General features: G+C 71.1%; 22 protein-coding genes and 4 pseudogenes. 18 read left to right on the top strand and 8 right to left on the bottom strand.

Annotated features, from left to right (window positions below; translation table 11 throughout):
• From ACFFNX_RS18970 to ACFFNX_RS18960, 3 genes are all read right to left on the bottom strand, one after another.
• The coding region (locus tag ACFFNX_RS18970; RefSeq protein WP_378203546.1) for a hypothetical protein at positions 1 to 392 on the bottom strand (392 nt) is incomplete at its 3' end.
• Between the two features lie 182 nt (positions 393 to 574).
• Positions 575 to 1,510, bottom strand: a complete 936-nt coding sequence (locus ACFFNX_RS18965) for an ROK family protein (RefSeq protein WP_378203544.1) — start codon at positions 1,508 to 1,510, stop codon at positions 575 to 577.
• A gap of 74 nt (positions 1,511 to 1,584) precedes the next feature.
• Positions 1,585 to 2,778 (bottom strand): FIST signal transduction protein, encoded by a 1,194-nt coding sequence (locus tag ACFFNX_RS18960; protein ID WP_378203541.1) that lies wholly within the window; start codon positions 2,776 to 2,778, stop codon positions 1,585 to 1,587.
• Positions 2,779 to 3,140: 362 nt separating this feature from the next.
• On the opposite strand from ACFFNX_RS18960, the gene ACFFNX_RS18955 reads away from it, so the two are divergent.
• From ACFFNX_RS18955 to ACFFNX_RS18910, 10 genes are all read left to right on the top strand, one after another.
• Positions 3,141 to 4,463, top strand: a complete 1,323-nt coding sequence (locus ACFFNX_RS18955) for a sigma 54-interacting transcriptional regulator (protein WP_378203538.1) — start codon at positions 3,141 to 3,143, stop codon at positions 4,461 to 4,463.
• 27 nt (positions 4,464 to 4,490) lie between these two features.
• Positions 4,491 to 6,458, top strand: a complete 1,968-nt coding sequence (locus tag ACFFNX_RS18950; RefSeq protein WP_378203535.1) for a hypothetical protein — start codon at positions 4,491 to 4,493, stop codon at positions 6,456 to 6,458.
• 10 nt (positions 6,459 to 6,468) lie between these two features.
• Positions 6,469 to 6,603 carry a hypothetical protein gene (locus tag ACFFNX_RS18945; protein ID WP_378203532.1) on the top strand — a complete coding sequence of 45 codons (135 nt, stop codon included), beginning with the start codon at positions 6,469 to 6,471 and terminating at the stop codon, positions 6,601 to 6,603.
• Complete coding sequence (locus ACFFNX_RS18940) at positions 6,600 to 6,869, top strand: hypothetical protein (RefSeq protein WP_378203529.1); 270 nt, start codon at positions 6,600 to 6,602, stop codon at positions 6,867 to 6,869. Before ACFFNX_RS18945 ends, ACFFNX_RS18940 begins: the two co-directional genes overlap by 4 nt.
• Positions 6,870 to 6,906: 37 nt before the next feature.
• Positions 6,907 to 7,650, top strand: a complete 744-nt coding sequence (locus ACFFNX_RS18935; RefSeq protein WP_378203526.1) for a hypothetical protein — start codon at positions 6,907 to 6,909, stop codon at positions 7,648 to 7,650.
• 160 nt (positions 7,651 to 7,810) lie between these two features.
• On the top strand, positions 7,811 to 8,971 hold the full coding sequence (locus ACFFNX_RS18930) for a methyltransferase domain-containing protein (protein WP_378203523.1): 1,161 nt from the start codon (positions 7,811 to 7,813) through the stop codon (positions 8,969 to 8,971).
• 48 nt (positions 8,972 to 9,019) lie between these two features.
• The gene (locus ACFFNX_RS18925; RefSeq protein ID WP_378203520.1) at positions 9,020 to 9,604 is read left to right on the top strand and encodes a hypothetical protein; all 585 of its coding nucleotides are present in this window, start codon (positions 9,020 to 9,022) and stop codon (positions 9,602 to 9,604) included.
• An 86-nt stretch (positions 9,605 to 9,690) separates the two neighbouring features.
• Positions 9,691 to 10,503, top strand: coding sequence for an alpha/beta fold hydrolase (locus tag ACFFNX_RS18920; RefSeq protein WP_378203517.1), 813 nt, complete (start codon positions 9,691 to 9,693; stop codon positions 10,501 to 10,503).
• 148 nt (positions 10,504 to 10,651) lie between these two features.
• Positions 10,652 to 11,401, top strand: a complete 750-nt coding sequence (locus ACFFNX_RS18915) for a nucleotidyltransferase domain-containing protein (RefSeq protein WP_378203514.1) — start codon at positions 10,652 to 10,654, stop codon at positions 11,399 to 11,401.
• Between the two features lie 110 nt (positions 11,402 to 11,511).
• Positions 11,512 to 11,709, top strand: coding sequence for a hypothetical protein (locus tag ACFFNX_RS18910; RefSeq protein WP_378203511.1), 198 nt, complete (start codon positions 11,512 to 11,514; stop codon positions 11,707 to 11,709).
• A 113-nt stretch (positions 11,710 to 11,822) separates the two neighbouring features.
• Here the strand turns inward: ACFFNX_RS18910 and ACFFNX_RS18905 are convergent, their stop codons facing one another.
• On the bottom strand, positions 11,823 to 12,977 hold the full coding sequence (locus ACFFNX_RS18905; RefSeq protein ID WP_378203509.1) for a cystathionine gamma-synthase: 1,155 nt from the start codon (positions 12,975 to 12,977) through the stop codon (positions 11,823 to 11,825).
• 175 nt (positions 12,978 to 13,152) lie between these two features.
• Here ACFFNX_RS18905 and ACFFNX_RS18900 point away from each other — a divergent pair, with 175 nt between their 5' ends.
• Positions 13,153 to 15,312, top strand: coding sequence for an MMPL family transporter (locus ACFFNX_RS18900; RefSeq protein WP_378203506.1), 2,160 nt, complete (start codon positions 13,153 to 13,155; stop codon positions 15,310 to 15,312).
• A gap of 337 nt (positions 15,313 to 15,649) precedes the next feature.
• On the opposite strand, the pseudogene ACFFNX_RS18895 reads toward ACFFNX_RS18900, so the two are convergent.
• Positions 15,650 to 16,412: pseudogene (locus tag ACFFNX_RS18895) on the bottom strand (DDE-type integrase/transposase/recombinase); the annotation flags it as partial.
• 222 nt (positions 16,413 to 16,634) lie between these two features.
• Here ACFFNX_RS18895 and ACFFNX_RS18890 point away from each other — a divergent pair.
• Positions 16,635 to 17,464 (top strand): annotated as a pseudogene (locus ACFFNX_RS18890) (IS5 family transposase).
• Positions 17,465 to 17,766: 302 nt separating this feature from the next.
• Here ACFFNX_RS18890 and ACFFNX_RS18885 read toward each other — a convergent pair.
• Complete coding sequence (locus ACFFNX_RS18885; RefSeq protein ID WP_378203503.1) at positions 17,767 to 18,324, bottom strand: TetR/AcrR family transcriptional regulator; 558 nt, start codon at positions 18,322 to 18,324, stop codon at positions 17,767 to 17,769.
• Between the two features lie 124 nt (positions 18,325 to 18,448).
• On the opposite strand from ACFFNX_RS18885, the gene ACFFNX_RS18880 reads away from it, so the two are divergent.
• Both ACFFNX_RS18880 and ACFFNX_RS18875 read left to right on the top strand, forming a co-directional pair.
• Positions 18,449 to 19,378, top strand: a complete 930-nt coding sequence (locus ACFFNX_RS18880) for an LLM class F420-dependent oxidoreductase (protein WP_378203500.1) — start codon at positions 18,449 to 18,451, stop codon at positions 19,376 to 19,378.
• A gap of 96 nt (positions 19,379 to 19,474) precedes the next feature.
• Positions 19,475 to 19,966 (top strand): annotated as a pseudogene (locus ACFFNX_RS18875) (transposase family protein); the annotation flags it as partial.
• A 135-nt stretch (positions 19,967 to 20,101) separates the two neighbouring features.
• Here the strand turns inward: ACFFNX_RS18875 and ACFFNX_RS18870 are convergent.
• On the bottom strand, positions 20,102 to 21,472 hold the full coding sequence (locus ACFFNX_RS18870) for a cystathionine beta-synthase (RefSeq protein WP_378203497.1): 1,371 nt from the start codon (positions 21,470 to 21,472) through the stop codon (positions 20,102 to 20,104).
• Between the two features lie 133 nt (positions 21,473 to 21,605).
• Here ACFFNX_RS18870 and ACFFNX_RS18865 point away from each other — a divergent pair, with 133 nt between their 5' ends.
• From ACFFNX_RS18865 to ACFFNX_RS18850, 4 genes are all read left to right on the top strand, one after another.
• Positions 21,606 to 22,955 carry an outer membrane protein assembly factor BamB family protein gene (locus ACFFNX_RS18865; RefSeq protein ID WP_378203495.1) on the top strand — a complete coding sequence of 450 codons (1,350 nt, stop codon included), beginning with the start codon at positions 21,606 to 21,608 and terminating at the stop codon, positions 22,953 to 22,955.
• A 112-nt stretch (positions 22,956 to 23,067) separates the two neighbouring features.
• On the top strand, positions 23,068 to 24,288 hold the full coding sequence (locus ACFFNX_RS18860; protein WP_378203492.1) for an acetyl-CoA C-acetyltransferase: 1,221 nt from the start codon (positions 23,068 to 23,070) through the stop codon (positions 24,286 to 24,288).
• A 227-nt stretch (positions 24,289 to 24,515) separates the two neighbouring features.
• Positions 24,516 to 24,743: a DUF4287 domain-containing protein gene (locus ACFFNX_RS18855; protein WP_329242271.1), complete on the top strand. Its 228-nt coding sequence runs from the start codon at positions 24,516 to 24,518 to the stop codon at positions 24,741 to 24,743.
• A gap of 9 nt (positions 24,744 to 24,752) precedes the next feature.
• Positions 24,753 to 25,163 (top strand): PPOX class F420-dependent oxidoreductase, encoded by a 411-nt coding sequence (locus ACFFNX_RS18850; RefSeq protein ID WP_378203488.1) that lies wholly within the window; start codon positions 24,753 to 24,755, stop codon positions 25,161 to 25,163.
• A gap of 61 nt (positions 25,164 to 25,224) precedes the next feature.
• Here ACFFNX_RS18850 and ACFFNX_RS18845 read toward each other — a convergent pair.
• Positions 25,225 to 25,663: pseudogene (locus ACFFNX_RS18845) on the bottom strand (SAM-dependent methyltransferase); the annotation flags it as partial.

Below are 25,663 nucleotides of genomic sequence, written 5' to 3'. Positions count from 1 at the left end.
TCGGCCGCGGTCAGGCTCGCGCACACCAGGTCCAGCGTCTCCCGGCGGGCGAACGACGGCGTGAGGCCGGCGCGGATCTCGGCCAGCCGCACCCGCCCGCGGGTGCGTGCCAGCCCTCGGTCGGCCGGGGCCACCAGCCGCCGGTGGCGCAGGTGGTACCAAAGGATCGTGCGGCGGTCCGTGAGCCGGCGCAGCGGGCCGCCCGCGGAGGCCTTCAGGAGGAACCGGTTGCGCACCTCCGGCGACACCCACCGCGCGACGCGCGACCGCAGCGCCCGCGGCATGAGTCTCCGGTAGAGGCGCAGCGGCCAGAACGACTCCGTGCTGGTCGGAGCGAGGACGATCCGGCTCGGCGTGACGGTGTGCCGGTCGATGTCCGGCCGTTCCCCCACCGGCTCACTGTCGTACGGTGCCCGTACGGCATCCTGCATGTGTCAGTCCCAACATGAACTGGCGCGCCGGCTTGCGGGGGTTAGCCGGAGTTCGCCATAAGTTTTCCCGTTATTGGTGGGACCGTTACCTCAGGTCATCGGATTACCTGACGGCGTAGATTATGGAAAATTCATGACGCCCGTCAGCCGCGGGACCAGTAGCGCTCGCCGCCGAAGACGAACGCCGCCGCGCCGACCAGGCCCGCCATCTGCCCCAGCGCCGCCGGGACCACCCGGACCTCGCGGGCGAAGTCCATGCGGGCGTGGGCGCGGAAGGTGTCCTCCAGCGGGCGGAACAACAGCGGCCCCGCCTGCGACAGGCCTCCGCCGACCGCGACGACGTCGAGGTCGCACAGGTGGGTGGCCGAGGCGATCGCCACGCCCAGCGCCCAGCCCGCGCGGTTCATCGCGCGGACGGCGACCGGGTGCCCGCGCGCGGCGTCGTGGGCGAGCTCCTTGCCGGTCTCGCCGGTCCAGCCCTGTTCGCGCGCCCAGGCGGACAGCCCGGGGCCGCGGGCGATCGCCTCCAGGCAGCCCCGCCCGCCGCATTCGCAGGGCGGGCCGTCCGGGTCGACGATCACGTGCCCGATGTGCCCGGCGTTGCCGCTCGCGCCGTCGATGAGCCGGCCGCCCAGGATGAGACCGCCGCCCACGCCGGTGGACAGGACCATGCCGAGGACGTTGGCCCGGCCTCGTCCGGCGCCGCGCCAGTGCTCGCCGACGGTGACCGCGACGGCGTCGTTGTGCACCCGGACCGGCAGGCCGGGGAAACGGTCGACGAGCCGCTCCCGCAGCGGGAAGGCCCGCCACGCGGGCATGTTGAGCGGAGAGACCTTGCCCGAGGGCCACCACATCGGCCCGCCGCAGCCCACTCCGATGCCGGCGAGCCGCTTGGCCGGCAGCTTCTCGATCAGGGCCAGGAGGGTGCGCCACAGGCCGTCGGCGTCGACGTGGGGCGGCCGGGGCGTCACGATGCGCTCGTAGGCGCCGACCCGTCCTCCGGGTTCGACCAGCGCGGCGGCCATCTTGCTGCCACCGATGTCGATCGCGAGAACCGATGCGCCGCCGCCGTCTTCCATTTTCGCCGCTCCCCTGGCCGAGCCCGTACCGCTCCTTGGAGGTCACGACCCGGCGGGCGGTCCGGTCGCCCACGTCACGAGGTCCCCCTCCCCGCCGCCGGCCCGAAGGCCAGGATCGAGGCGCTGAACCCGTGGACGTGGTTGTGGCCCGAGACCGGCCCGATCTCGCCGGCGGCGAAGAACCCGCCGATGCCCGAGGTGCCGAGCATGCCGCGCAGCAGGCGCACGTCGTGGTCGGAGTTGGGGAACATCGCGCGGCCCCGGCCCGTGCAGGAGAACAGCAGCGCGCCCTCGACCGGCGCGAGGTCGAGGTCGCCGAGCATGAGGGTGAGGTCCTCATCGGCCGCGCCGGCGTCGCGCACCTGGAAGCACACGGTACGGCCGACCTCGATGACGTCGCCGGTGGCGAGGGCCCCCGCTTCGGGGTCGGCGCCGATCACCCCGCGGACCAGGAAGTCGCCGCGCTCGTGCTGCTCGGCGTACTCGTCCATGGCGATGCCGATCAGCAGCCCGCCCTCGATCATGGAGCGTTCTTTCTCCGGGAGCTCGGCCACGACCTCCTCGAGCTTGGTCAGCGCGGGCGTGCCGGCCAGTTCGTACAGCACGTTCTCCTCGGCCCGGGTGACGGCCATCGGCGGGCCGACCGGCCGGGCGCCCTGGCTGACCAGGGTCGCGGTCATGACCGAACCGCCGAGCAGCACGCCGACGGCGCCCGTGTCGACGATCTCGCCATCGGCGAAGAGCCGCGCGGTGCCGCGGCCACCCTGGCCGGTGGCCAGGCCGCCGACGATCGGCAGGCCCGGCAGGACCTCACCGGACCGCTCGACGAACGCGTCGACCGGAAAGCTGTAGGGGTCGGCGAGCAGGACGGCGACGACGTCGTCGTCCCTGGTCTGGGGCATGCCGACGACGGCGAGGCGCTGCGCGCCGTCCGACTCCTCGCCGGGGAACTTCAGCGTCTCCAGCCGGAACGGCTCGATGCGCGCCTCGGGCAGCTGCGCCGCCCACGCGCTGACCGCGCTGGAGTCCTCGACACCGTGGTTGCCGCCGATCACGCCGGGAGCGCCGCAGCCGATCACGTTGGGGGTGCCGGCGACCTCCATGGCCCGCCGCGCGGCCCGCTCGACGGCGTCCGGGGCCTGGGCGCAGACGAACACGAAGACGAGGTCGGGCGGGCCGTCGAGCGGCAGGCGGGCCTGCGCAACCGCGGAGTCCGCAGCCGCGACAAGGTCGGGGCCGACGGCCAGGCCGTCGCCGAACCGCGCCACTGCCTCGCCCCCTTCGACACGTCCGATTCCTTACGGTCTACCACAACGTGTGGAGAATTCCCGGCCCCGTGGCAGGCCCCTTCCGGGCCGTCCGATTAAGGCCAGCGAGTTCCCCTACCCGGTGTTGACAGCCCTCAACCCGCCGTGTCGCCAAGGCCCCTCCGGATGCGGATCCCAAAATCCGGGCATAGTGTCGAACGGAACACGAGCCCGCGTGCGAGTCCGACGCGGCGGGTGAGACCAGGGCGGCGACTCAAGAGCACGCCCTTCGGCCGGCCACAGTGAGATTGCGATAGAGGACAGTGAACACGCGACCAACGACACTTCGTGAGCTCCGCGCCAGTGGTCATGTCCACCGGCCGGTGAAGACCGAGATACGCGACAACCTCCTTGCCCGGCTCCGCACCGGCGAGCCACGTTTTCCGGGCATCGTCGGATTCGACGACACGGTCCTGCCCCACCTGGAGCGCGCCCTGATCGCCGGGCACGACCTCGTCCTCCTGGGCGAGCGCGGCCAGGGCAAGTCCCGGCTGATCCGCACGCTCGGCGGCCTCCTGGACGAGTGGACGCCGATCGTCGCGGGCTGCGAGATCAACGATCATCCGTACGCTCCGGTGTGCGTGCGCTGCCGGCGGCTGCTCGACGAGCACGGCGACGACCTGGCGATCGACTGGAAGCACCGCGACGACCGGTACGGCGAGAAGCTCGCCACCCCCGACACCAGCGTCGGCGACCTCGTGGGCGACATCGACCCGATCAAGGTCGCCGAGGGCCGTACGCTCGGCGACCCCGAGACCGTCCACTACGGGCTCGTGCCCCGCACCAACCGCGGGATCTTCTGCGTCAACGAGCTGCCCGACCTGGCCGAGCGGATCCAGGTCTCGCTGCTCAACGTGCTGGAGGAACGCGACGTGCAGATCCGCGGGTACGCCCTGCGGCTGCCGCTCGACGTCCTGCTCGTGGCCAGCGCGAACCCCGAGGACTACACCAACCGCGGCCGCATCATCACGCCGCTGAAGGACCGCTTCGGCGCCGAGATCCGCACCCACTACCCACTCGACCTCGACGACGAGCTGGTGCTGATCGGCCAGGAGGCCCAGGTCACCGCCGCCGTGCCGGTCCACCTGATGGAGGTCATCGCCCGGTTCACCCGGCTCGTACGCGAGTCGCCGGCCGTGGACACCCGCTCCGGCGTGTCCGCGCGGTTCTCCATCGCGGCCACCGAGACCGTCGCCGCCTCGGCGCTGCGCCGCGGCGCCGTCGCGAACGAGGACCAGCCGGTGGCGCGGGTCTGCGACCTGCCGTCCATCGTGCCGACCCTGCTCGGCAAGGTGGAGTTCGAGGTCAGCGAGGAGGGCCGCGAGGAGGAGGTGCTGGCGCACCTGCTGCGCCGCGCCACCGCGGAGGCCTGGCGGCGCATGCTCGGCTCGGCGGACCTGACCGGCCTGCTCGACCGGTTCGACCGCGGCGCCACCGTCGACGCCGGCGAGCTCGTACCGGCCGCGGAGCTGTTGCACCACATCGGCCCGGTCACCGGGCTGTCGCGGATCCTGGACGGCCTCGGCATGGAGGGCGAGTCGCCCGGGCACGCGGCGGCGGCGCTGGAGTTCGCCCTCGAAGGCCTCTACCTCATGCGACGGCTGTCCAAGGACGTCGCGGACGGCACGTCGACGTATCGCACCTGAGTTTCGTCACGAGGAAAGAAGGTCACCGTGTCCGGATTCCGGTACGGGCCCTACCACGACGGACCTGATCCGCTCGCGCCTCCGTACGACATCCGCGAGGCCATCGACGCCATGGGCGACTCCATGCTGGAGGGCACCGGGCCGGCCGACGCCCTGCGCGAGCTGCTACGCCGCGGGCTGCCGGGCGAACGGCGGCGGCGCGGCCTGGACGACCTGCTGCGCCAGGTGCGCTCCCGGCGTCAGCAGCTGCGCGGCAGCGGGCGGCTCGACGGCACGCTCGAAGAGGCGCGCGCCCTGCTCGACCGGGCGATCGGGCAGGAGCGCGCCGCGCTGTTCCCCGACCCGAGCGACGACGCGCGGCTGCGCGAGGCCGAGCTCGACACGCTGCCGGAGGACACCGCGCAGGCCGTACGCCGCCTGTCGCCCTACGAGTGGCGTTCGCCGGAGGCGCGGCAGACCTTCGAGGAGCTGAAGGACCTGCTGCGGCGTGACGTGCTGGACGCGCAGTTCCGCGGCATGAAGCAGGCGATGACCAACCCCGACCCGGCCGCCATGGAACGGGTCAAGAACATGATGTCCGCGCTCAACGACATGCTCGAGAACGACGCGCGCGGCCGGCACACGCAGGAGGACTTCGACGCCTTCATGCGGGAGTACGGGGACTTCTTCCCCGACAACCCCGGCAACCTGGAAGAACTCGTCGACTCCCTGGCCCGGCGCGCCGCCGCGACCGAACGGCTGCTCGCCTCGCTCACGCCCGAGCAGCGGGAGGAACTGGCCGGACTCATGGCCCAGACGCTGGAGGACGCCGGGCTGGCCGGCGAGATGGCCCGGCTCGGCTCGGCGCTGCGGCAGCGGCGGCCCGACCTCGACTGGAGCGGTTCGGAGCGGATGAACGGCGACGACCCGATGTCGCTGGGCGACGCCACCACCGCCCTGGAGGAGCTGGCCGACCTCGCCGAGCTGGAGGGCGCGCTGCGGCAGGACTACCCGGGTGCGCGGATGGACGACATCGACGAGGAGGCGGTACGCCGGGCGCTGGGCCGCCAGGCCGTGGACGACCTGGCCGAACTGCGGCGCATCGAGGCCGAGCTCGAACGCCAGGGGTACCTCAAGCGCCGTGGCGGGTCCCTGGACCTCACCCCCAAGGCGGTGCGCAGGCTGGGCGAGACGGCGTTGCGGCGGGTGTTCGCCCAGCTCGAAACCTCGCGCCAGGGCGACCACGATCAGGTCGACGCGGGCCAGGCGGGCGAGCTGACCGGCGCCAGCCGCCCGTGGCGGTCCGGCGACGAGCAGCCCATCGACGTCATCCGCACGCTGTCGAACGCCCTGCGCCGAGGCGGGACGGTGGCGACCTCGGAGCGCCCGCGCGTACGCCTGGAGGTGGACGACTTCGAGGTGCTGGAGACCGAGCGCCGTACGGCGGCGGCGGTGTGCCTGCTGGTCGACCTGTCCTACTCCATGGCCCTGCGCGGCACGTGGGGGTCGGCCAAGCAGACCGCCCTCGCGCTGCACACGCTGGTGGCGAGCAAGTACCCGCAGGACGCCGTGCAGATCATCGGCTTCTCCAACTACGCGCGCGAACTGCACCCGACGGAGCTGGCCGGGCTCGACTGGGACATGGTGCAGGGCACGAACCTCCACCACGCCCTGATGATCGCCGGCCGCCACATCGACAAGCACCCCGAACACGACCCGATCATCCTGGTGATCACCGACGGCGAGCCGACCGCGCACCTGCTCCGCGACGGCCGCTCGTCGTTCGACTGGCCGCCGTCACCGGAGACGCTGGAGCTCACCCTGTCCGAGGTCGACAAGATGACCCGGCGCCGGGCGACGCTCAACATCTTCATGCTCGCCGACGACGAACGGCTGGTCTCGTTCGTCGAGGAGGTCGCCCGGCGCAACGGCGGCCGGGTCTTCGCCCCGACGCCGGAGCGCCTGGGCGAGTACGTGGTCCGCGACTACCTCCGCGTCCGCCGGGGCGGCCGCTAATGTGACGATCATGTCGGATCAGGCCGGTGAGCCGATCAACGGGCGGTATCGCCTCGTCGAGGCGATCCGCCGCGAAGCCTCGATCAAGATCCTCCGGTCGGCGGCCCGCGAACCGGGCCGTGGGCTGAACGCCGCGCCGCCGTGAGGAAGAAGAGCCGTCTCCGTCGAGCCGCCGGTTACCTCACCGGCGTCCTGATCGCCCTCGGCGTCGCCGCCTCAGGCGCCGTCAGGCCGGGCGGCGTCCCCGTGACGATGCTCGTCTTCTTCTTCGCCGGGGTCTTCGGGCTCGGGTATCTGATCTGGCGCCTGGTCACCGGGCGGGACGGCCTGTGGCGACGGGGCCCGACCCGTCGGCGCCGGGAACGGCACCGCCCGCCGGACGGGAACCGTGGTGCGGGCGGGGCTGTCTGAGTTCCAGCGCCCCGTGGCACGTTGGAGAGAGGCATCGATGAGCGTTCCGAGCCGGTCTTTCAGGCGACGCCGCTTCCTGTGGCCGGTTCTCGGGCTGGTGGTCGCGGCGTCGGCGGTGGCCGGGGTCGCGGCGGCCCGGTCCTCGCCGGCTCCGCCCAGGCCCGTCTGCTGCAAGTCGCCGCCGGTCACCAGCGGGATCGAAGACGTACCGCGCCGATGGGAGCACGCGGTCGCGCGCCGCGACGCCCGGGCGGCGTGGGCGCTGCTCACGCCCGAGGCACAGCGGCGGTACGGCTCGGTGGACGGGCTGCGGGCCGCGCTGGCCGGGCTCACGCCCGGCCACGGCGGACCGGCGACGTGGCGGCTGATCGACACTCTTACCCAGGGAAGCCACACTCCCAGCGCGTTCCTGTACCTGCTCATCGAGGATGGGACGCTGCGCCCCAGGGGTGCGGTCGTCGTGCACTCCATGGCCGACGGCGCCCACGATGGACGGGTCGATCCCGGCGTCGCCGACACCGTCCGCATCCGCGAACCCGCCGCCCACGCCACGGTGAGCGGCCGGCCGCGGATGCGCACGGCGACGGGTTCGCCCCCCGCCTACGTCGCCGTACAGGCCGGTGGGCAAACCCATGGCTCGGTGGGAGCCATCCGCGGCGCCGACGGCATGGACTCACCGTTCGACGAGGCGCTGAAGCCCGGCCCGACCCTCGTCGTCGCGGTCGACGTGGAGGGCGGGGACCACTTCGCCTACGGAAGCGTGCCGGTCACGGTCCGCTGATCGCATCACCGGCCGCGGTGACGAATCGCGCGGCCGGCCGACACGGCCGCCACCGGAGCGTAACCGGACGGCTACATCGACGCCCCGGCCTGTGGGTCTAACCTGCTGTTCCCTGTTCCTCCTACCCGTGGGAGGTCCCGGTGGGACAGCACAGCGGCCGATGACCCCCGACGATCTCACCGCCCGGATCGACCGGCTCTGTGATCGGCTGGCCGTCGACGGGGATCTGCTGGATCCGGTGTGGCGGGCCGCGTTCCACGCGGTGCCCCGCCACCTGTTCGTGCCCGAGCGGGCGTGGGCCGCGCCGAACGGTCCCGGTCCGGGCTTCGTCATCGACCGGGCCGCCGCCCCCGGCGCCTGGTGGGACGCCGTCTACTCCGACGCCGCGATCATCACCCAGAGGGCCGACGGCACGGCCGATGTCGCGGACCACGGGGAGCCGTCGAGCTCCTGCTCGGCGCCGGGCACGGTCGCCGAGTTCCTCGGCCACCTCTCCCCCGAGGACCACAACCGGGTCCTGGAGGTCGGCACCGGCACGGGATGGACGGCGGCGCTGCTGTCGTACCGGGTCGGAGCGGGGAACGTCGCCTCCATCGACATCGACCCGACGGTGTCGGAGACCGCGGCCAAGAACCTCTCCGGCACGGGCCACGCCCCGCGCCTGTTCGTCGGAGACGGCACGCTCGGCCTGCCGGAGGCCGCGCCGTTCGACCGCGTGCACGTCGCCGCCGGCGTCACCGACATTCCGTACACCTGGGTGGAGCAGACGAGGCCCGGCGGTGTCATCGTCCTGCCGTTCGCGCCCGGCTGGGGGTTCGGGTGGCTCGCCCGGCTGCACGTCCTCGGCGACGGTACGGCCGTCGGGGCCTTCCCCGGGTTCGCGGGCTACATGCCGCTGCGTGGCCAGCGCGTTCCGTGGCGCTCGCCGTCCGGCCTGCCGCAGGACGGTCTGGCCGAGTCGGCGACCCGGCTGGATCCCCGACGGCTGCGCGCGGACTCGGCGGCCGACCTGTTCCTCGCCGCCGCCGTCCCCGGCGTACGGACGTACCTGTTCCACGGTGAGGGCGCCGAGGCGGACGAGTGCACGCTGTGGCTGGTCGAGTCCTGCGACGACGGCGCGTGGGCGTCGGTCGACCACGTTCCCGGGCAGGACGAGTTCCTCGTACGGCAGCAGGGGGCGCGGCGGCTGTGGGACGAGGCCGAGCGGGCGTACCTGCGGTGGCTGGCGATCGGACGGCCGGCGCACGACCGGTTCGGGCTGACGGTCACGCCGGACGCCCGGCACGTGTGGATCGACCACCCGGGTTTTCACGCAGCGTGAACCCGGGGTGCACTGGCCGCGACCTCGGGTGGGCGCTAGGGTCGAGCCATGTCCAGTGGTGATCGCTTGCTCATGATCCTGCACATCGGCTTCGCGATCTTCGCACTCGGGCCGGTGACCGCCGCGACGATGGCCACGCCGCGCCACATCCGGCGTGGTGAGGCGTCGGTCGTGCGCAGCCTCAACCGCTCGACCCGCATCTACGGGCTGCTGACGCTCGGCATCTTCCTGTTCGGCGCGCTGCTGGCACACGGCAAGTTCGACCAGATGTGGCTGTCGGCGTCGATGACGCTGTTCATCGTGGCGTTCGTGCTGCTGTTCATCGTCGAGCGCGACCAGCGCAAGGCACTCCACAAGATCGAGGTCGCCGCGGCCGAGCGGCGCGCGGAGAAGGCGGAGGCCGCGCGCCCCGCCGAGACGGCGGCGACCACGGCACCGACCGACAAGCCCGTGGCCGGCGCCGAGATCCCGTCCGATGCGGAGAAGGCCGAGACGCCCGCTCCCGAGCCGAAGCCGGAGCCGAGGCTCGCCGCCGAGGTCGCCAAGGTCGAGACCGGCCGCATCGCCACGATCTCCGGCGTCGTCGCGCTGATCTGGATCGTCATCCTGGTCCTGATGGTCTGGCACGGCTGACCGAGGGGGCGAGGTGTCCGAAACGCGATACCCATAGGCGGATCAGCGCCTTCCGAACGCCGCTGGACTCGCCCTAGGTTCGGCTCATGGAAGAGATCAGCTACCAGGCGGCCGATGGCTGCGGCCTGCACGCCACCGTCATCGGAGAAGGCCGGCCCCTTGTCCTCATGCATGCCGGTGGCCCCGACCACAAGAGCATGCTTCCTCTGGCCGAACGCCTCGCCGACCACTGCCGGGTCATCCTGCCCGACCTGCGCGGCTACGGCCGTTCCATCTGCACGGACCCGGCCCGCTACTCCTGGGCCCGGTACGCCGAGGATGTGATCTCGCTCCTGGACCACGTCGGCCTTCCCAGCGCCGTACTCGCCGGGGCGGGTCTGGGCTCCACGATCACGCTTCGGACGGCGGCCGCATACGCCGACCGGGTACAGGCCGCCGTGCTGATCGGGGTCGAGGACATCGAGGACGACGAGTCGAAGGATGCCGAGATCCGCTTCCTTGACGCATTCGCCACCCGCGTCGCGGCCGACGGCATCGCGGCCGGTTGGGAGCCTGTCCTCGCCGATCTCCCGCCCGTCATCGGGGCCATGGTGCGCGACGCCATACCCCGATCCGACCCCGCCAGCATCGTGGCCGCAGCCGCCATCGGCCATGACCGCTCCTTCCGGAGCATCGACGACCTCGCCACGATCACCGCGCCGACCCTCATCTTCCCCGGCACCGACGCACGTCACCCCACCCTCCTTGCGAAAGAGGCCGCCAGTACCCTCCCCAACGGGCAACTGGCCATGGTCCCGATCGGCAACGATCTCCAGACCGCAGAAGACCTCGCCCGTGCCGTCGCTCCCGCGATTCAGGAGTTCCTCCGGTCACCTCTCCGACCCGACCGCCCGTCCTGAGATCGGCCGAGCCGGGGGCGGTACGATCAGCCTCATGAAGCGATGACATCGGCGCACCGATTCGCATGACGCCGTCCGAGCCCTTTGCTCCGGCGTCCGCTCGGTGTCCCCGCAGCGCCCGTCATTCGCCTCACCCGATCGGATCCTCATGACCGACGACATGTTCCTCGCCCCTGTCGCCGATCGGCTCGCGGCCCTGCCGGCCGTACGCGCCGTCACGCTCGGCGGCTCGCGCGCTCAGGGCACTCACGCTCCGGACAGCGACTGGGACCTGGCCATCTACTACCGGGGCGGCTTCGACCCGGCCGATCTGCGCGCCGTCGGCTGGGAGGGCGAGGTCGGCGAGATCGGCGGCTGGGGCGGAGGGGTCTTCAACGGCGGAGCGTGGCTCACGATCGACGGCCGGCACGTCGACGTCCACTACCGCGACCTCGACGTCGTCGACCACGAGCTCGCCGAGGCCCGGCAGGGCCGCTTCCACTGGGAGCCGCTGATGTTCCATCTCGCCGGCGTTCCCAGCTACCTGGTGGTCGCCGAACTCGCCGTCAACCAGGTGCTCCGCGGAGCCCTGCCTCGCCCCGAGTACCCGCGGGCACTGCGCGAGGCGGCCCCGCCGGTGTGGCGCGACCGCGCGGCCATGACGCTCCAGTACGCCAAGGCCGCCTACGTCCGAGGCGGCCAGGCCACGGAGGTCACGGGCGCCCTGGCCACCGCCGCCATGAACACGGCGCACGCGGTGCTGGCAGCCCGCGGTGAGTGGGCCACCAACGAGAAACGGCTCCTGCGACGGGCCGGCCTGCGCGGCATGGACGCGATCACGGCCGGACTGCGCCCGGAGCCCGACGCCCTCGCGCAGGCGATCACCCGGGCGGAGAGGCTGTTCGAAGCCGCCGTCTAGACGATCAATCCCGGGGGTGGGGCCGTGCGGTCGGCGACATGTAGGGTCGGCACCGCGCAGGACCGCCGCGCGGGGGGAGCATCTGTCACCAGGGCGGTCGAGGAGTCACCGTGGACACCGCGCCACCGCGCCATCTGCCACGCAAGATCAAGCCCGAGTACACCGAGGCGATGTGCGGCGAGGTCATCACCGACGACCGCATGATCTGTCACGACCCGGCCAGGGCCACCTGTGCACGGTGCGTCGACAACGACCGCTCCGAGGCGTTCCGCGAGCAGGACCAGTTCTACGAGTACGGCCAGTGGTGACGCCACATGTGATCGACTCCGGCCCCTCCGGCGAGGCCGGGGTTCCGTGACCCGACGGTGCCCGGCCCCGTCAGGGAGCCGGGCGGTTCTCACCCACCGAGGGCACGTTCCAATCAGCCGAGGGCACGTTCCAAATCGGCGAGCAGGTCGTCGGCGTCCTCGATGCCCACCGACAGGCGTACGAGGTCGGGCGGCACCTCCAGCGGCGACCCGGCCGCCGAGGCGTGCGTCATGCGCGCCGGGTGCTCGATCAGCGACTCGACCCCGCCCAGCGACTCCCCGAGGATGAACAGCCGGGTGCGCTCGCAGACCCGTACGGCGGCCTCCTCGCCCTCGGCGAGCTGGAACGACACCATGCCGCCGAACGCCCGCATCTGCTTGGCCGCCACCTCGTGGCCCGGGTGGTCGGGCAGGCCGGGGTAGCGCACCGACGAGACCTTCGGGTGCCGCAGGAGGAACTCGGCGATGCGCGCGGCGTTGGCGCAGTGCCGGTCCATGCGTACGCCGAGCGTCTTGATGCCGCGCAGGGTCAGCCAGGCGTCGAACGGGCCGCCGACGGCGCCCATGGAGTTCTGGTGGAAGGCCAGCCGCGAGCCCAACTCGATGTCGGCCACGACCAGCGCGCCGCCGAGCACGTCGGAGTGCCCGCCGAGGTACTTGGTGGTCGAGTGCACGACGACGTCCGCGCCGAGCGCCAGCGGCCGCTGGAGGTAGGGCGAGGCGAACGTGTTGTCCACCACCAGGAGCGCGCCCGCCTCGTGGGCGACCTGCGCGAGCGCCGCGATGTCGGCGATGCCGAGCAGCGGGTTCGTGGGCGTCTCCACCCAGACGACCTTGGTGTCGGGCCGCACCGCCGCACGTACGGCGTCGACGCTCGCCACCGGTACCGGGTCGTACTCCAGCCCCCACGACTTGAGGACCTTGGAGATCAGCCGGTAGGTGCCCCCGTACGCGTCATTGGGGATGACGACGTGGTCACCGGGCTTGCAGACCGTACGCAGGAGCGTGTCCTCCGCGGCCATCCCGGAGGCGAACGCCAGGCCCCGCACCCCGCCCTCCAGCGCGGCGAGGCACTCCTCCAGCGCGGCGCGGGTCGGGTTGGCGGTACGGCTGTACTCGTAGCCGCCGCGCAGACCCCCGATTCCGTCCTGCTTGTAGGTGGATACCTGATATATCGGCGGAACGACCGCTCCCGTAGCGGGATCGGGCTCCTGGCCAGCGTGAATGGCAAGTGTCTCGAAGCCGGTCACGTCGTTGAAACCGTCCATGCAGTGAGGCTAGTGCCTCCACCGACACAGCCGTACCAACGGTGAGCCATACCCAGGGATGAGACTTCTCCCCCACAGGGACGAGTGCCGAAATCGCCTCAAGAGGGGAGGTGAGCGTCTCTTCGTGCCCATACCTTCTTAGGGACAATCGATACCAGATGAAGGGGAGCCACCCGTGTTCGGATGGCTGGGGCGTACCGTCGTACGACACCCATGGTGGACGATCGTGGCGTGGTTGGTCGCCGCGGCCGTCGCCGTCGCGCTCGCACCGAAGCTCGACACACACTCTGACCAGCAGGACTTCCTGCCCACGAAGTACGAATCGGTACAGGCCGCCAAGCTCGCGGACACGGCCTTCCCGAGCGGCAGCACCAAGGTCAGCAACGAACTCATGGTCGTGAAGCGGTCGGACGGGGCCCCGCTGACCGCGGCCGACCAGGGGAAGATCGGCCGGATCGCCAAGACGCTGCAGTCTCAGCACATTCCCGGCATCACCGCGCTGGCGACGGGCCCGCAGACGGTGTCGCAGAACCACCGCGTCCAGATCGTCGCGGTGCCTCTGCCGACCAGCTTCGCCGACCAGAAGCTGGAGAAGAAGAACGAGGACACCGTCAAGAAGCTGCGGCTGGCCGCCACCCAGCAGTTCAAGGGCACCGGCCTGCACTACGGCGTGAGCGGCAACGTCTCCAGCACCATCGACAACGCCGAGTCCGACAACAAGACGATGGCGATGATCGGGCTCGCCACGGTCGTCCTCATCATCACGTTGATCCTGCTGATCTTCCGGGCACCGATCGCCGCACTGTTGCCGATCATCGTGGTCGCCCTGGTGCTCGAGGTCTCGAACGCGGTTTCGGCCATCATCGGCAATGCGTTCAACCTGAAGTTCGACTCGAGCTTCTCGCAGCTCATCCTGATCGTGTTGTACGGCATCGGCACCGACTACATCCTGTTCCTGCTGTTCCGCTACCGCGAACGCCTGCGGCTCGGCGAGGACAAGAAGACGGCCATGATGGTCACGGTCCAGCGGGTCGGCGAGGCCATCGCGTCGGCCGCCGGCGCGGTCATCGTCGCCTTCCTCGTACTGCTGCTCGCCAAGTTCAAGTCCTTCGGCGCACTCGGCCCGCAGCTCGCCATCGCGGTCGGCGTCATGCTCATCACCGCGCTGACGCTCGTCCCGGCGGTCGTCTCGCTGCTCGGCCGCGCGGTGTTCTGGCCGTCGAAGTCGTGGAAGAAGGAGCCCAAGGCCACGACGTACAAGCGGCTGGGAGGCTTCGTCGGCCGGCGCCCGCTGATCACCGCGGTCGCGTCCGGCATCGTCTTGATCGCCCTGGCGAGCGCGGCGATCGGCTTCAAGGCCAACTACGACTTCAGCTCCGGCCAGCCGCAGAACACCGAGTCGGCCAAGGCGCTGAAGGACCTGCGCAGCAGCCTCCCGCCGGGCCTGACCGACCCGACCCAGGTGTACGTCAAGGGCACCGGTCCGCTCGACCCGCAGGTGCTGGAGCAGTTCCGCCAGAAGCTGGCGCACGCCGACGGTGTCGGCCAGGCCGCTCCGGCCCAGCTGAACCCCGACAAGACCGTCGCCAAGTTCTCGGTCGTGCTCAAGCTCGACCCGAACTCCAACCAGGCCATCGACCTGGTCAAGGGACCGCTGCACGACACCGTGCACCAGAACGCCCCTCCGGGCACGCAGGTGTTCGTCGGCGGCACGACCGCGATCTTCGGTGACATCAACAAGGTCAACACCCGCGACCTGTCGGTGATCCTGCCGGTGGCGGTGGCGCTGATCGCGATCATCCTGGCCCTGCTGCTGCGCGCGCTTGTCGCCCCGGTCTACCTGGTCGTGGCGGTGCTGCTCGGCTTCACCGCGACGCTCGGCGCGACCGTGGCCCTGTTCCAGGGCGCGGAGGGCAAGGACGGGCTGATGTTCCAGATGCCCATCATCTTGTACCTGTTCGTGCTGGCCATCGGGACCGACTACAACATCCTGATGATCGCCCGGCTCCGTGAGGAGGCACGCGAGGGCCACGAGCCGCGTCACGCCGCGGCGGTCGGCGTCCAGCACGCCGGCCCGACCGTGGCGGCGGCGGGTGTCATCCTCGCCGGCACGTTCGCGGTGCTGGTGCTGTCGCCGATGTCGTTCCTGGCCCAGATCGGGTTCGGCGTGGCGATCGGCATCCTGCTGTCGGCGTTCGTGGTCTCGACGTTCTTCGTCCCCGCGGTCACCGCGCTGGTCGGGCACGCCGCCTGGTGGCCCGGCCACGCCGACCGGGCCAAGAAGCCCGGCCCGCCGGCGGCGGAGCCGTACGAACTGGCGGGACAGCCCCGCTGACCCACGGGTCCACCGACCGGCCCGGCCGGGCCGCGTCGGCGTTCCGATAGGAAACGCCCGGCGACGCGACACGCGCCGCCGGGCGTTTCTCACGTCCGGGGCCGGTCGCCGGTCACCCCACCACTCGCGCCGGACCTCGGCGACGGCGGCGCGTCGGCGGGAGGCGATCGCGGACGGCGGCTCGCCCACTTATAGGGCCTGTCTCAAGGTCCTGCTGTCCGGCTGCGCGGCGCCTCGGCGCGTTGTCGCCCCACGGGAAAGGTCGCAGCCAAACCAGGCTGTCTCCCTCCTCCGCCTTGCGGCGCACTTCCTGGACGCCGCTCGCCACGAACGGGGACCTCGAGACATGGGGTTGGCCGCCGAGGCCGGTATGGGGTCGGTGGTAGTTGTACCAGTCCAGCGAGGGCTGATGCCCGGTTCTTTGCAGGTGGTGCGCCAGCTGGTCGTGGTGTAAACCCATGCGTTGTCGGTCAGGGCGCGTTGGATGGCCAGGGGCGGTGAACCAGGCCGTGGTGTGTCTTAGGAACGCGGTGCGGGTGGCGGCGGTCTTGTTGGTGGGGGTTTCGGTGTAGGCCTGGCGGGAGTGGTCGTCCAGGGTGGTGTACGGGTACAGGTGGCCGGGGCCGTCACGTTTTCGGTTCTTGCGGCCGGGGGCGTGGTCCAGGGCCTTGTGCCCGCCGTCGTCGGGGGTGCGGCCGGGTTTCTTGACGTCGATGTGGGTCAGGTCTCCAGGGGGCGTTCGTGGCGGCGGGTGGATTCGCCGGTGGCCCGGTCACAGGCCGTCGGGGGTGGCAGGCCGTGCCGGGTCAGGACGCGGTGTGCGGTGGATGGCGCGATGCTGGTGCGGGCGGCCGGTGCGGGTCGATGCGGTGCGTCCGGCGCAGCGCGACCAGGTGCGCTTCGATCTGTGGTGGGGTTCGGCGGGGGCTGTGGTGCGGGTGGCTGTGGTGCGGGTGGCTGGAGCGGTCGTGCATACCGGTGGCGCCCAGTCGCCGGTAGCGGGCGGCCCGGCGTGCGGCGGTGGTATGGCTGACGCCGAAACGTTCGGCGGCCCGGCGCAGCGGCCAGCCGTCTTCGACGACACACTGGGCCAGGCGCAGGCGGCCGGTCCGGGCTCAAAGGAGGGCGTTACGGTGGGACACGAGGGCCTCGTGGACGTCGGTGCAGATGTCGCAATCCACACCGAAACCAGAAGGTCCTCTCCTCATTCAAGGACCACCCAGAGCATGTCGCCCGTCACCAACCTCCCCGGACAGCACACCTAGGGCCTGTCGTCAAAGTGGTCTTGCGGTGATCATGGATTGTGGATCATGTAGAGGGTGATCCGTCGTCATGAGTTGTCCGATGCGGAGTGGGAGTTGCTGGAGCCGTTGTTGCCCAGGTCGGTGATGGGGCGTCCCCGGTTGGATGATCGTCGGGTGTTGAACGGGATCGTGTGGAAATTCCGTACCGGTGTGGCCTGGCGGGATGTGCCTGAGCGGTACGGGTCGTGGCGGTCGTTGCACACTCGGTTCCGCCGCTGGGCAAAGGACGGGACGTTCACCCGGATGCTTCAGTCCGTCCAGGCCAGGGCTGATGCGGGCGGTGACATCGATTGGCTGGTCTCGGTGGACTCCACGATCGTGCGGGCACATCAGCATGCGGCCGGTGCGCGAAAAAGGGGCGCTGTGATCGGGCGCTCGGGCGGTCCCGGGGCGGGCTGACCAGCAAGATCCATCTGGCCTGTGACGGGCTGGGGCGTCCGTTGGCGTTCGTGGTGACCGGCGGCAACGTCAACGACTGCACCCGTTTCACCCACGTCATGGACGCCATCAGTGTTCCGCGGATCGGACCGGGACGGCCTCGCAGCCGCCCTGATCACCTCCTCGGTGACAAGGGCTACAGCTCCAAAGCCATCCGCGTCTGGCTGCGGCGTCATCACATCACCTGCACCATCCCCGAACGCAAAGACCAGATCCGCAACCGAGCACGGCGCGGCAGCGCCGGCGGCCGCCCACCCGCCTTCGACTCCCAGACCTACAAACGCCGCAACGTCGTCGAACGCTGCTTCAACCACCTCAAACAATGGCGCGGGATCGCCACCCGCTACGACAAGACCGCCACCTCCTACCAAGCCGCCGTCACCCTGGCATCACTATTGATGTGGCTATGAACTTTGACGACAGGCCCTAGGGCGTGTTTCAAAGTCCCGCCCTCCCAGACACTCCCCGCCCTCCCAGACACTCCCCGCCCTCCCAGGGGGCGCCGACCCCACTTCCATTGCAAGCCACCCCACACACCAAAGAAAGACCACACCCACGGCTGTGGAAAACCCACGACCCAACCGAGACAGGCCCTAGCGCCGCGACCAGGTCCACCTGGCGTCGCCTCTCGCGGGGCCCGGACGCCGATGCCGTCCGTCCCGTCCTGACCCGTGACGCCCGCAGCCAGGGCGGCTCGGTGTCCGGCGGGTGATCACCCCGGCCGCCGCAGGTTGCCGGTGATCAGCGTGAGCAGCCGGTCCAGGAGGTGCTCGTCGCCGGGTGTCTGCTCGCTGGCCCAGGCGGCGGCGTTGACCAGTTTGAGCAGGTCGTCGATGTCGGCCTCCCCGGGTGCGGTTCCGGCGCGTTGGGCGCGGGTGAGCAGCGCCGCGCCGGTGGTGCGGATGGCCTCGTGGCAGGCGGCCAGGCCTTCGCCCGTTTCCTGCGCGGGCTGGCCGGCCATCTGGGTCGCGACCAGCCCGCGCATCGCGGTCGCGTGCACGGCCACGGCACGCAGCCAGGTCCGCAGCGCCTCGTCCGGGGACGGGTCCGTCAGCAGGTCGCGCCCCTCGGCGCAGAGCGCTTCGACATCCTCGCTGATGATCGCCACCAGCAGCGCCTGGAGCGTCGGGAAGTGCCGGTAGAGCGTCCCGGCGCCGACGCCGGCACGTTGGGCGATCTTGTTGAGGGACGCGTCCGCGCCGTACTCGGTGAAGACGGCCTTGGCGGTCCGCAGCACGCGTTCGCGGTTGTCCCGGGCATCGGCGCGCATTCGCCGCCGAGAGGGCTGAGGCAATCCGTACCCCTCACGTTGCTAAGTGGAGAAGTTCTCCATATCCTAGCGGAACCATTAAGCGGAGAACTTCTCCGGTCAGCGCGACCCGAAGGAACCAAGGATGCGGATTGGACTCGTCGTGGGCGATACGCGAGGCCCCTCGACTCTCGAACAGATCATCGGCCAGGTACGGACGGCCGCCGACGCGGGTTTCAGCACCGCCTGGGCGGCACAGGCGTTCGGCTGGGACGCCCTCACCGCCCTCGCCGTGGCGGGTGCCGCGGTGCCCGGAATCGGCCTGGGTACGGCGGTGGTCCCGATCCCCCAGCGCCACCCGCTGGTGCTGGCGGGCCAGGCGCTGAGCGTGCAGGCGGCGACCGGTGACCGGCTCACCCTCGGCATCGGCGCGGGCGTCGCCATGATGGTCCAGGACATGTTCGGCCTGCCCGCCGACCGGCCCGCCCCCCGCATGCGGGAGTACCTGGCGGTCCTGCGTCCGCTGTTGGGCGGCGAGAACGTGACCCACCAAGGCGAGACGCTGACGGCCATGGGCGCGGTGACGGTGCCGGGCGCCGAGCCGCCGCCGGTGCTGGTCGCGGCCCTGGGTCCGGCGATGCTGCGCCTGGCCGGCGAACTCGCCGACGGCACCGTGACCTGGATGACCGGCGTCAGGACCCTCGGCGACCACATCGTTCCCTCGATCACCAAGGCCGCCGAGGCGGCGGGTCGCCCCGTACCTCAGGTGGTCGCGGGCCTGATCGTGTGCGTGACGAACGACGAGGCCGCCGTCCGCGAACGCGCCGCCGAACAGTTCGGCCTCGCCGGCCAGGTGCCGGAGTACCGCGCGGTACTGGACCGCGAGGGGGCGGCGGGCCCCCAGGACGTCGTCATCGCCGGAGACGAGGATGACGTCGCCCGCAGCGTGAAACGGCTCGCCGACGCCGGCGTCACGGAGTTCATCGCGTCACCCTTCGGCGGCGCCGAGGAACAGGACCGCACCGTCGGCGTACTCGCCGATCTCACCCGCTCCGGCACGCACTGGCCGTACTGACCATGGAGGTTGGTGATGGCGACACGGGGTGGATGAAGGTGAGGGCTATCTGGCTCGGTGTGGATTGCGACATCTACATCGACCAGGAAGGCCCTCATGCCGCACCGTAATGCACCTTTGGGTGAGACCGGGCATCTTCGCCTGGCCCGCTGTGTCGTCGAGGATGGCTGGCCGCTGAGCGCTTCCACGACCGCGAGACGGTGGGCGGACCGCTACCGCGCCTCCGGGGAGGCCGGGATGGCCGGGATGGCCGGGATGGCCGACCGTTCCAGCCGCCCGCACACCAGCCCCCCGGCGCACCCCGAACGGCGGATCATCAAAGTCCCGGTGACCCGCCGCTGGGGACCGGCGCGAATCGCCGGGCTGCTGCGGCTGAACCCCGCCACGGTGCACCGGGCCCTGGTCCGCTACCGCCTCAACCGCCTGGCCCGGACCGACCGCGCCAACCCCGGCGAACCAGTACACATGGACATCAAGAAGCCGGGCACCATCCCCGACCGCGACGGCGACAAGACCCACGGCCGCCCCGAAGGACGCAAAACCCGCTCCGGCGCCGGATACAGCTACCTCCACACCGACCTGCACGCGGGGCTGTAGCGCACGGTCGCAGCGGTGACAGCGGGCGGGGCGGGTATGCGTACGCCCCGGCGAGGGGCGGCGGAGTCGGTCGCCGACGCCGCAAGCAGCCCGCCGACACGATCACGCCGGCGGGCACGAGGAGTGTCAGCCGCCCGCGAGGAAGCCCAGGAGGTCCTGGCGAGTGATCATTCCGGCGGGCTTGCCGTCCACGAGGACGACGGCCGCGCCGGCCTTCTCCAGGACGCCCACCGCCTCGCTGACCGGCTCGCCGGAGCCCACCATCGGCAGCGGCGGCGCCATGTGCTCGCTGAGCGGGTCGTCGGCGGTGGCCTGGCCGGTGACCAGGGCCGCCAGCAGGTCGCGTTCGCCCACCGAGCCGACGACCTCGGCCGCCATCACCGGCGGCTCCTCCTTCATGACCGGGAGCTGGGACACGTCGTACTCACGCAGGATCGCGACCGCGGTGCCGACCGACTCGTGCGGATGGACGTGCACGAACTCCGGCAGCCCGTCGCCCTTGCGGGACAGCACGTCCGCGATGCGCGGTTCCTCGGTGTCGGAGCTGAGGAAGCCGTAGTCGGCCATCCAGTCGTCGTTGAAGATCTTGGACAGGTAGCCGCGGCCGCCGTCGGGCAGGAGCACGACGACGACGTCGTCCGGGCCGGCCGCGGCGGCGACGCGGAGCGCCGCCACGACCGCGAGGCCGCACGACCCGCCGACCAGCAGCGCCTCCTCGCGCGCGAGCCGCCGCGTCATCGTGAAGGAGTCCTTGTCGCTCACCGCGATGACCTCGTCGCAGATGTCCCGGTCGTAGGTCTGCGGCCAGATGTCCTCGCCGACGCCCTCGACGAGGTACGGCCGCCCGCTGCCGCCGGAGTAGACCGAGCCCTCGGGGTCGGCGCCGATGATCTTGACGCGGCCGTTCGAGATCTCCTTGAGGTAGCGGCCCGTGCCGCTGATCGTGCCGCCGGTGCCGATGCCCGCGATGAAATGCGTGATCCGGCCCTCGGTCTGCGCCCAGATCTCCGGGCCGGTCGTCTCGTAGTGGGACCGCGGGTTGTTCGGGTTGGCGTACTGGTCCGGCTTCCACCCGCCCGGGATCTCCGCGGCGAGGCGGTCGGACACGGAGTAGTACGACTCCGGGTGCTCGGGCGAGACCGCCGAGGGGCACACGACGACCTCCGCGCCGTACGCCCGCAGCACCGCGATCTTGTCGCCGGCCACCTTGTCGGGGCAGACGAACACGCAGCGGTAGCCCTTCTCCTGGGCGACGATGGCCAGACCGACACCGGTGTTGCCCGAGGTCGGCTCGACGATCGTGCCGCCCGGGCGCAGCGCGCCGGAGGCCTCCGCCGCCTCGATCATGCGGGCGGCGATGCGGTCCTTCACCGAGCCGCCCGGATTGAAGTATTCGACCTTGGCGAGCACCTGGGCACGCGCCCCGGCCGCGACCTTGCCGAGCCGGACCAGAGGGGTGTTCCCCATGAGCTCGGTCAGGGAGTTGTGCACATCCACGAGCGACGTCCTTGTCGTTCCACAACGGTTCTGCTCAGAAGGTACCCCACCCTCTCCATAATCACGTTCCGTCTGCGAACCGTCACCCAGCGCTGCTAGCCTCGACCGGCGTCCAACCGAAGGGGGTACGGCCGTGGCGCCGCACCGACGACTACTCTCCGCACTCATTCCGGCACAGATCGCCGCACTCGTACTGGGCGCGGCCGCCTGTGGCGGCTCGTCCGAGCCTTCGGCCACGGCCGACCGTCCGGCGTGGAACGACACCGCGGTCGACGCGGTCAGCCGGCCCGTGATCGGTTCGGGGTTCTCCGCGGCCACCGCGCTGCGACCGGACGGTCACCTGGAGACCGTCGTCAGCGACGTCCGCGACGGAAAGCGGCTGTGGGCACGGCCGGCCGTGATCTCCGGCCGACCGGCCGCGATGGGCGTCGCGCCGCCGGCCATCGCCGGCACGACCGGGCACATCATCGTCGCGAGCGTCGAGGCCCAGGGCCACGGCGCGGCCCTGGTGGGCCGTGACGCGCGCACCGGGGCCCAGCGCTGGACGCGCACCGTCGGCACGACCTTCGGCCCGGCCCGGTGCGGCGCGCTGCTCTGCGCGTCCGAGGAGACCGCGCGCAAGTCGGCCGCCTTCACCGTCTTGAACCCCGAGACCGGCAAGCCGGCCTGGCACATGCCGGGCGTGGCCGAGGTCGAGTGGGCGGGCCCGGGCCGCGTGGTGCTGTTCCGCATGTCGGCGCACCCGACGGTCGAGGCGCACGATCTCGCCACCGGCAAGCAGATCTGGACGTTTCCGGTCGAAACCGCTCTCGGCCGCGGGGCGAATCTCTCCGGCGGCTGGGCGTTCGGCTCGGCGGGCGACACCCTCATCGGCTACCTCGCCCCCTACCAGACGCGCTCGAACGGCCCGCTGTCCGCGTTCGGGTTCTTCTCCCTGCGGCTGGCCGACGGAAAGCAGCAGTGGGTGCGCAAGCGGCTGCTGCGGGTCTACCCCAGCGCCAACCCCGCGGTCTCACTGATCGCCCGCGAGGTCGACGACCACGACCGCTACGGCGGCTTCACCGAGCTGGACGCCCGCACCGGCCGGTCGGTGACCCGCCTCACCACGTCGGGCACGCCGAAGGCCAACTGGTGGCTCGCCTTCCCCGACAACCTCTCGGCGGTCGGCTTCCTGGCACACGACCAGCCCAGCCTCATGTACGACCTGCGCACCGGCAAGGCGATCGGCGGGCACGCGCGCGCCTGGTCGTTCTGCACCACGACGCCGGCCCCGCTGAAGATCACCGGCCAGGAGGGCTTCTACCCCATCGCCGCGCTCTGCCCGTTCGACCTGAAGAACGGCCACCGGCTCGACGCGGCGAAGGCCGTACCGCCGAGCTGGTACACCGGGGCGGTCGACGGCTGGCGGGTGTGGCGCGACGACCGCGGCGGCCTGCACGGCGTCCACGACGGCAACGGGACGAGCCCGGGCATGTACCAATAGCTTTGCTACCCCTCAGTAGGAATCGGGTCCTTCACGCAGTAACCTGCGAGTCGGGCATCCGCCCACGCACGCCCGCGAGGCGGATGCCAGGCCGAGATGAGGGAGACCCGTAATGCCTGAGGCTGTCATCGTCGCGACCGCTCGTTCCCCGATCGGACGGGCGTTCAAGGGATCGCTGAAGGATCTGCGCCCCGACGACCTCACCGCCCGCATCGTGCGCGCGGCACTGGACAAGGTGCCCGAGCTGGACCCGGCCGACATCGATGACCTGCTCCTCGGGTGCGGGCTGCCGGGCGGCGAGCAGGGGTACAACATGGCGCGCGTCGTGGCCGTGCTGCTCGGCTACGACCATGTCCCGGGCGCGACGGTCACCCGCTACTGCTCCTCCTCACTCCAGACGACGCGAATGGCCTTCCACGCGATCAAGGCGGGCGAGGCCGATGTGATCATCTCGGCCGGCGTCGAGATGGTGAGCCGGTTCGCCAAGGGCAGCAGCGACGGCCTGCCCGACACCCAGAACCCCGTGTTCGCCGAGGCACAGGCCCGTACGGTCAAGCGCGGGGAGGGCGGCCAGGCCGCCTGGCACGACCCCCGTGAGGACGACCAGGTCCCCGACGTCTACATCGCGATGGGCCAGACCGCCGAGAACGTCGCCGAGTTGCACGGCATCAGCCGGGCCGAGCAGGACGAGTTCGGCGTCCGCTCGCAGAACAACGCCGAGAAGGCGATCGATGCGGGCTTCTTCGCCCGCGAGATCACCCCGGTCGAGCTGCCCGACGGCACCGTGATCTCCCAGGACGACGGCCTGCGGCCCGGCACGACCCTGGAGAAGGTCGCACAGCTGAAGCCGTCGTTCCGCCCGGACGGCACGGTCACCGCCGGCAACTGCTGCCCGCTGAACGACGGCGCCGCCGCGGTGGTCGTGATGAGCGACACCAGGGCCGCCGAGCTGGGCCTGACCCCGATCGCCCGCATCGTCTCCTCGGGCGTCTCCGCGCTGTCCCCGGAGGTCATGGGGCTCGGACCGGTCGAGGCGTCACGCCGTGCCCTGAAGCTCGCCGGGCTCACGATCGACGACATCGACCTCGTGGAGATCAACGAGGCGTTCGCCGCCCAGGTGATCCCCTCCTACCGCCAGCTCGGCGTCGACATCGACAAGCTCAACGTCCACGGCGGGGCCATCGCGGTCGGCCACCCGTTCGGGATGACCGGCGCCCGCATCACGGGCACCCTGCTCAACGGACTGCAAAGCCGCGACCAGACGCTCGGGCTGGAGACGATGTGCGTCGGCGGCGGCCAGGGCATGGCCATGGTGTTCGAGCGCCTCAGCTGAGGGCACCCGTACGGCCCGCGCGGGTCCGCGTCTGCCCTGTAGGGGGCCGTGAACCCGCGGCGTTAAGCGTCTCGCAACACGAGCGTTAGCGGTTCGTAATGAATCGCGCACGCTCCGTTACCATTGATCTACGTGCCGTGACAGAAAGGTCGCCCCAGGGGGGTTGTGCGATGGGCATCGCTGTTGCAAAGTCGTCAACAAGATGCACGCCCAGCCAGGAGGTGCCTATGTCCTTGAACCACTCACCGGAGACGCACAAGAATCTCATCGCACGCATCCCCAAAGTCACAGGTCGTGACCTCCCCGAGTGGTTCCAAGCCATAGATGACGGCCCCTCGTTCATCCGATGCGAGGAGAGGGTCAACTGGCTCGCGGACGAGCACGGCCTCTCCCATGGTTATGCCGTCGCCCTCGTGCACGAGCACGAGCTGCACAGGCGAGCCGCTCGCTACTAGTATCGCTTCGTGGATCCGAGCCGGGCGCGCGACTTCGCCCGTGAACACCATCGGGCGATCATGGTCACGCGCCATGCGGACGGCCGCCCGCAGACGTCACCCGTCCTGTGCGCGGTCGACGACGCCGGACGCCTGATCGTCAGCACCCGCGAGACCGCAGCCAAGACCCGCAACCTGCTCCGCGATCCCCATGTGACGTTCTGCCTGATCAGCGACGCCTTCTTCGGTGAGTGGGTCCAGATCGACGGCGAGGCCGAGATCGTACGCCTGCCCGAGGCCATGGAGCCGCTCATCGACTACTACCGGATGATCTCCGGTGAGCATCCGGACTGGGATGACTACCGCGCGGCCATGAACCGCGAACGCCGCGTGCTGATCCGCGTGAAGATCACGCACGCCGGCCCCGACGTCCACGGCTGACGACCTGTGACGCCCCCGCGTGGCCCGCGGGGGCGTTTCGTCGCCGCCGACCCGAGCCGGGTCAGGCGGCGTCGATCCGTATCGCGGTGGCCGCCAGCGTGACGTACGGCATCGTGAAGCCGCCGCCGATCTCGTCGATCGCGGCCCCGACGTGGTCCAGCACCTCCGCCAGCCTGTCCGGCGGGAGCCGGGTGAGGGCGCCGGTGGTGGGCAGATGATCCAGCCACTCGTCGCGGGTGTAGGACTGCTCCCAGTCGAACCGCCACTGCTCCGGCTCGCCGAATCCGCCCGCCCGCCGGATCCCGTCCGCGGCGGTGGCGAACATCGTCTGGTAGATCTCCAGAGCGGTCCCGGCCGGCGCCCGCCGGTTCAGCGGCGAGTCGGGCGCCACCCGCCGGTAGACCGTCGCGAAGGCCTCCGTGACCTCGGGCGGGGCGTCGAACGCGTGCCCGAACACGAGGAGCCGGCCGCCGGGCCGCAGCACGTGCGCCGCCTTGGCC

Source organism: Actinoallomurus acaciae, assembly GCF_042429965.1.
Taxonomy (GTDB): domain Bacteria; phylum Actinomycetota; class Actinomycetes; order Streptosporangiales; family Streptosporangiaceae; genus Actinoallomurus; species Actinoallomurus acaciae.
This window is presented reverse-complemented; position numbering and strand designations above follow the sequence as displayed.

Excerpts from the sequence above, each read along its gene's own strand:
- ACFFNX_RS18935 (WP_378203526.1), top strand. The coding sequence starts at position 6,907 with ATGAGCGTTCCGAGCCGGTCTTTCAGGCGACGCCGCTTCCTGTGGCCG.
- ACFFNX_RS18920 (WP_378203517.1), top strand. The coding sequence starts at position 9,691 with ATGGAAGAGATCAGCTACCAGGCGGCCGATGGCTGCGGCCTGCACGCC.
- ACFFNX_RS18925 (WP_378203520.1), top strand. The coding sequence starts at position 9,020 with ATGTCCAGTGGTGATCGCTTGCTCATGATCCTGCACATCGGCTTCGCG.
- ACFFNX_RS18915 (WP_378203514.1), top strand. The coding sequence starts at position 10,652 with ATGACCGACGACATGTTCCTCGCCCCTGTCGCCGATCGGCTCGCGGCC.
- ACFFNX_RS18965 (WP_378203544.1), bottom strand. The coding sequence starts at position 1,510 with ATGGAAGACGGCGGCGGCGCATCGGTTCTCGCGATCGACATCGGTGGC.
- ACFFNX_RS18860 (WP_378203492.1), top strand. The coding sequence starts at position 23,068 with ATGCCTGAGGCTGTCATCGTCGCGACCGCTCGTTCCCCGATCGGACGG.
- ACFFNX_RS18855 (WP_329242271.1), top strand. The coding sequence starts at position 24,516 with ATGTCCTTGAACCACTCACCGGAGACGCACAAGAATCTCATCGCACGC.
- ACFFNX_RS18945 (WP_378203532.1), top strand. The coding sequence starts at position 6,469 with ATGTCGGATCAGGCCGGTGAGCCGATCAACGGGCGGTATCGCCTCGTC.
- ACFFNX_RS18885 (WP_378203503.1), bottom strand. The coding sequence starts at position 18,324 with ATGCGCGCCGATGCCCGGGACAACCGCGAACGCGTGCTGCGGACCGCC.
- ACFFNX_RS18905 (WP_378203509.1), bottom strand. The coding sequence starts at position 12,977 with ATGGACGGTTTCAACGACGTGACCGGCTTCGAGACACTTGCCATTCAC.
- ACFFNX_RS18880 (WP_378203500.1), top strand. The coding sequence starts at position 18,449 with ATGCGGATTGGACTCGTCGTGGGCGATACGCGAGGCCCCTCGACTCTC.
- ACFFNX_RS18930 (WP_378203523.1), top strand. The coding sequence starts at position 7,811 with ATGACCCCCGACGATCTCACCGCCCGGATCGACCGGCTCTGTGATCGG.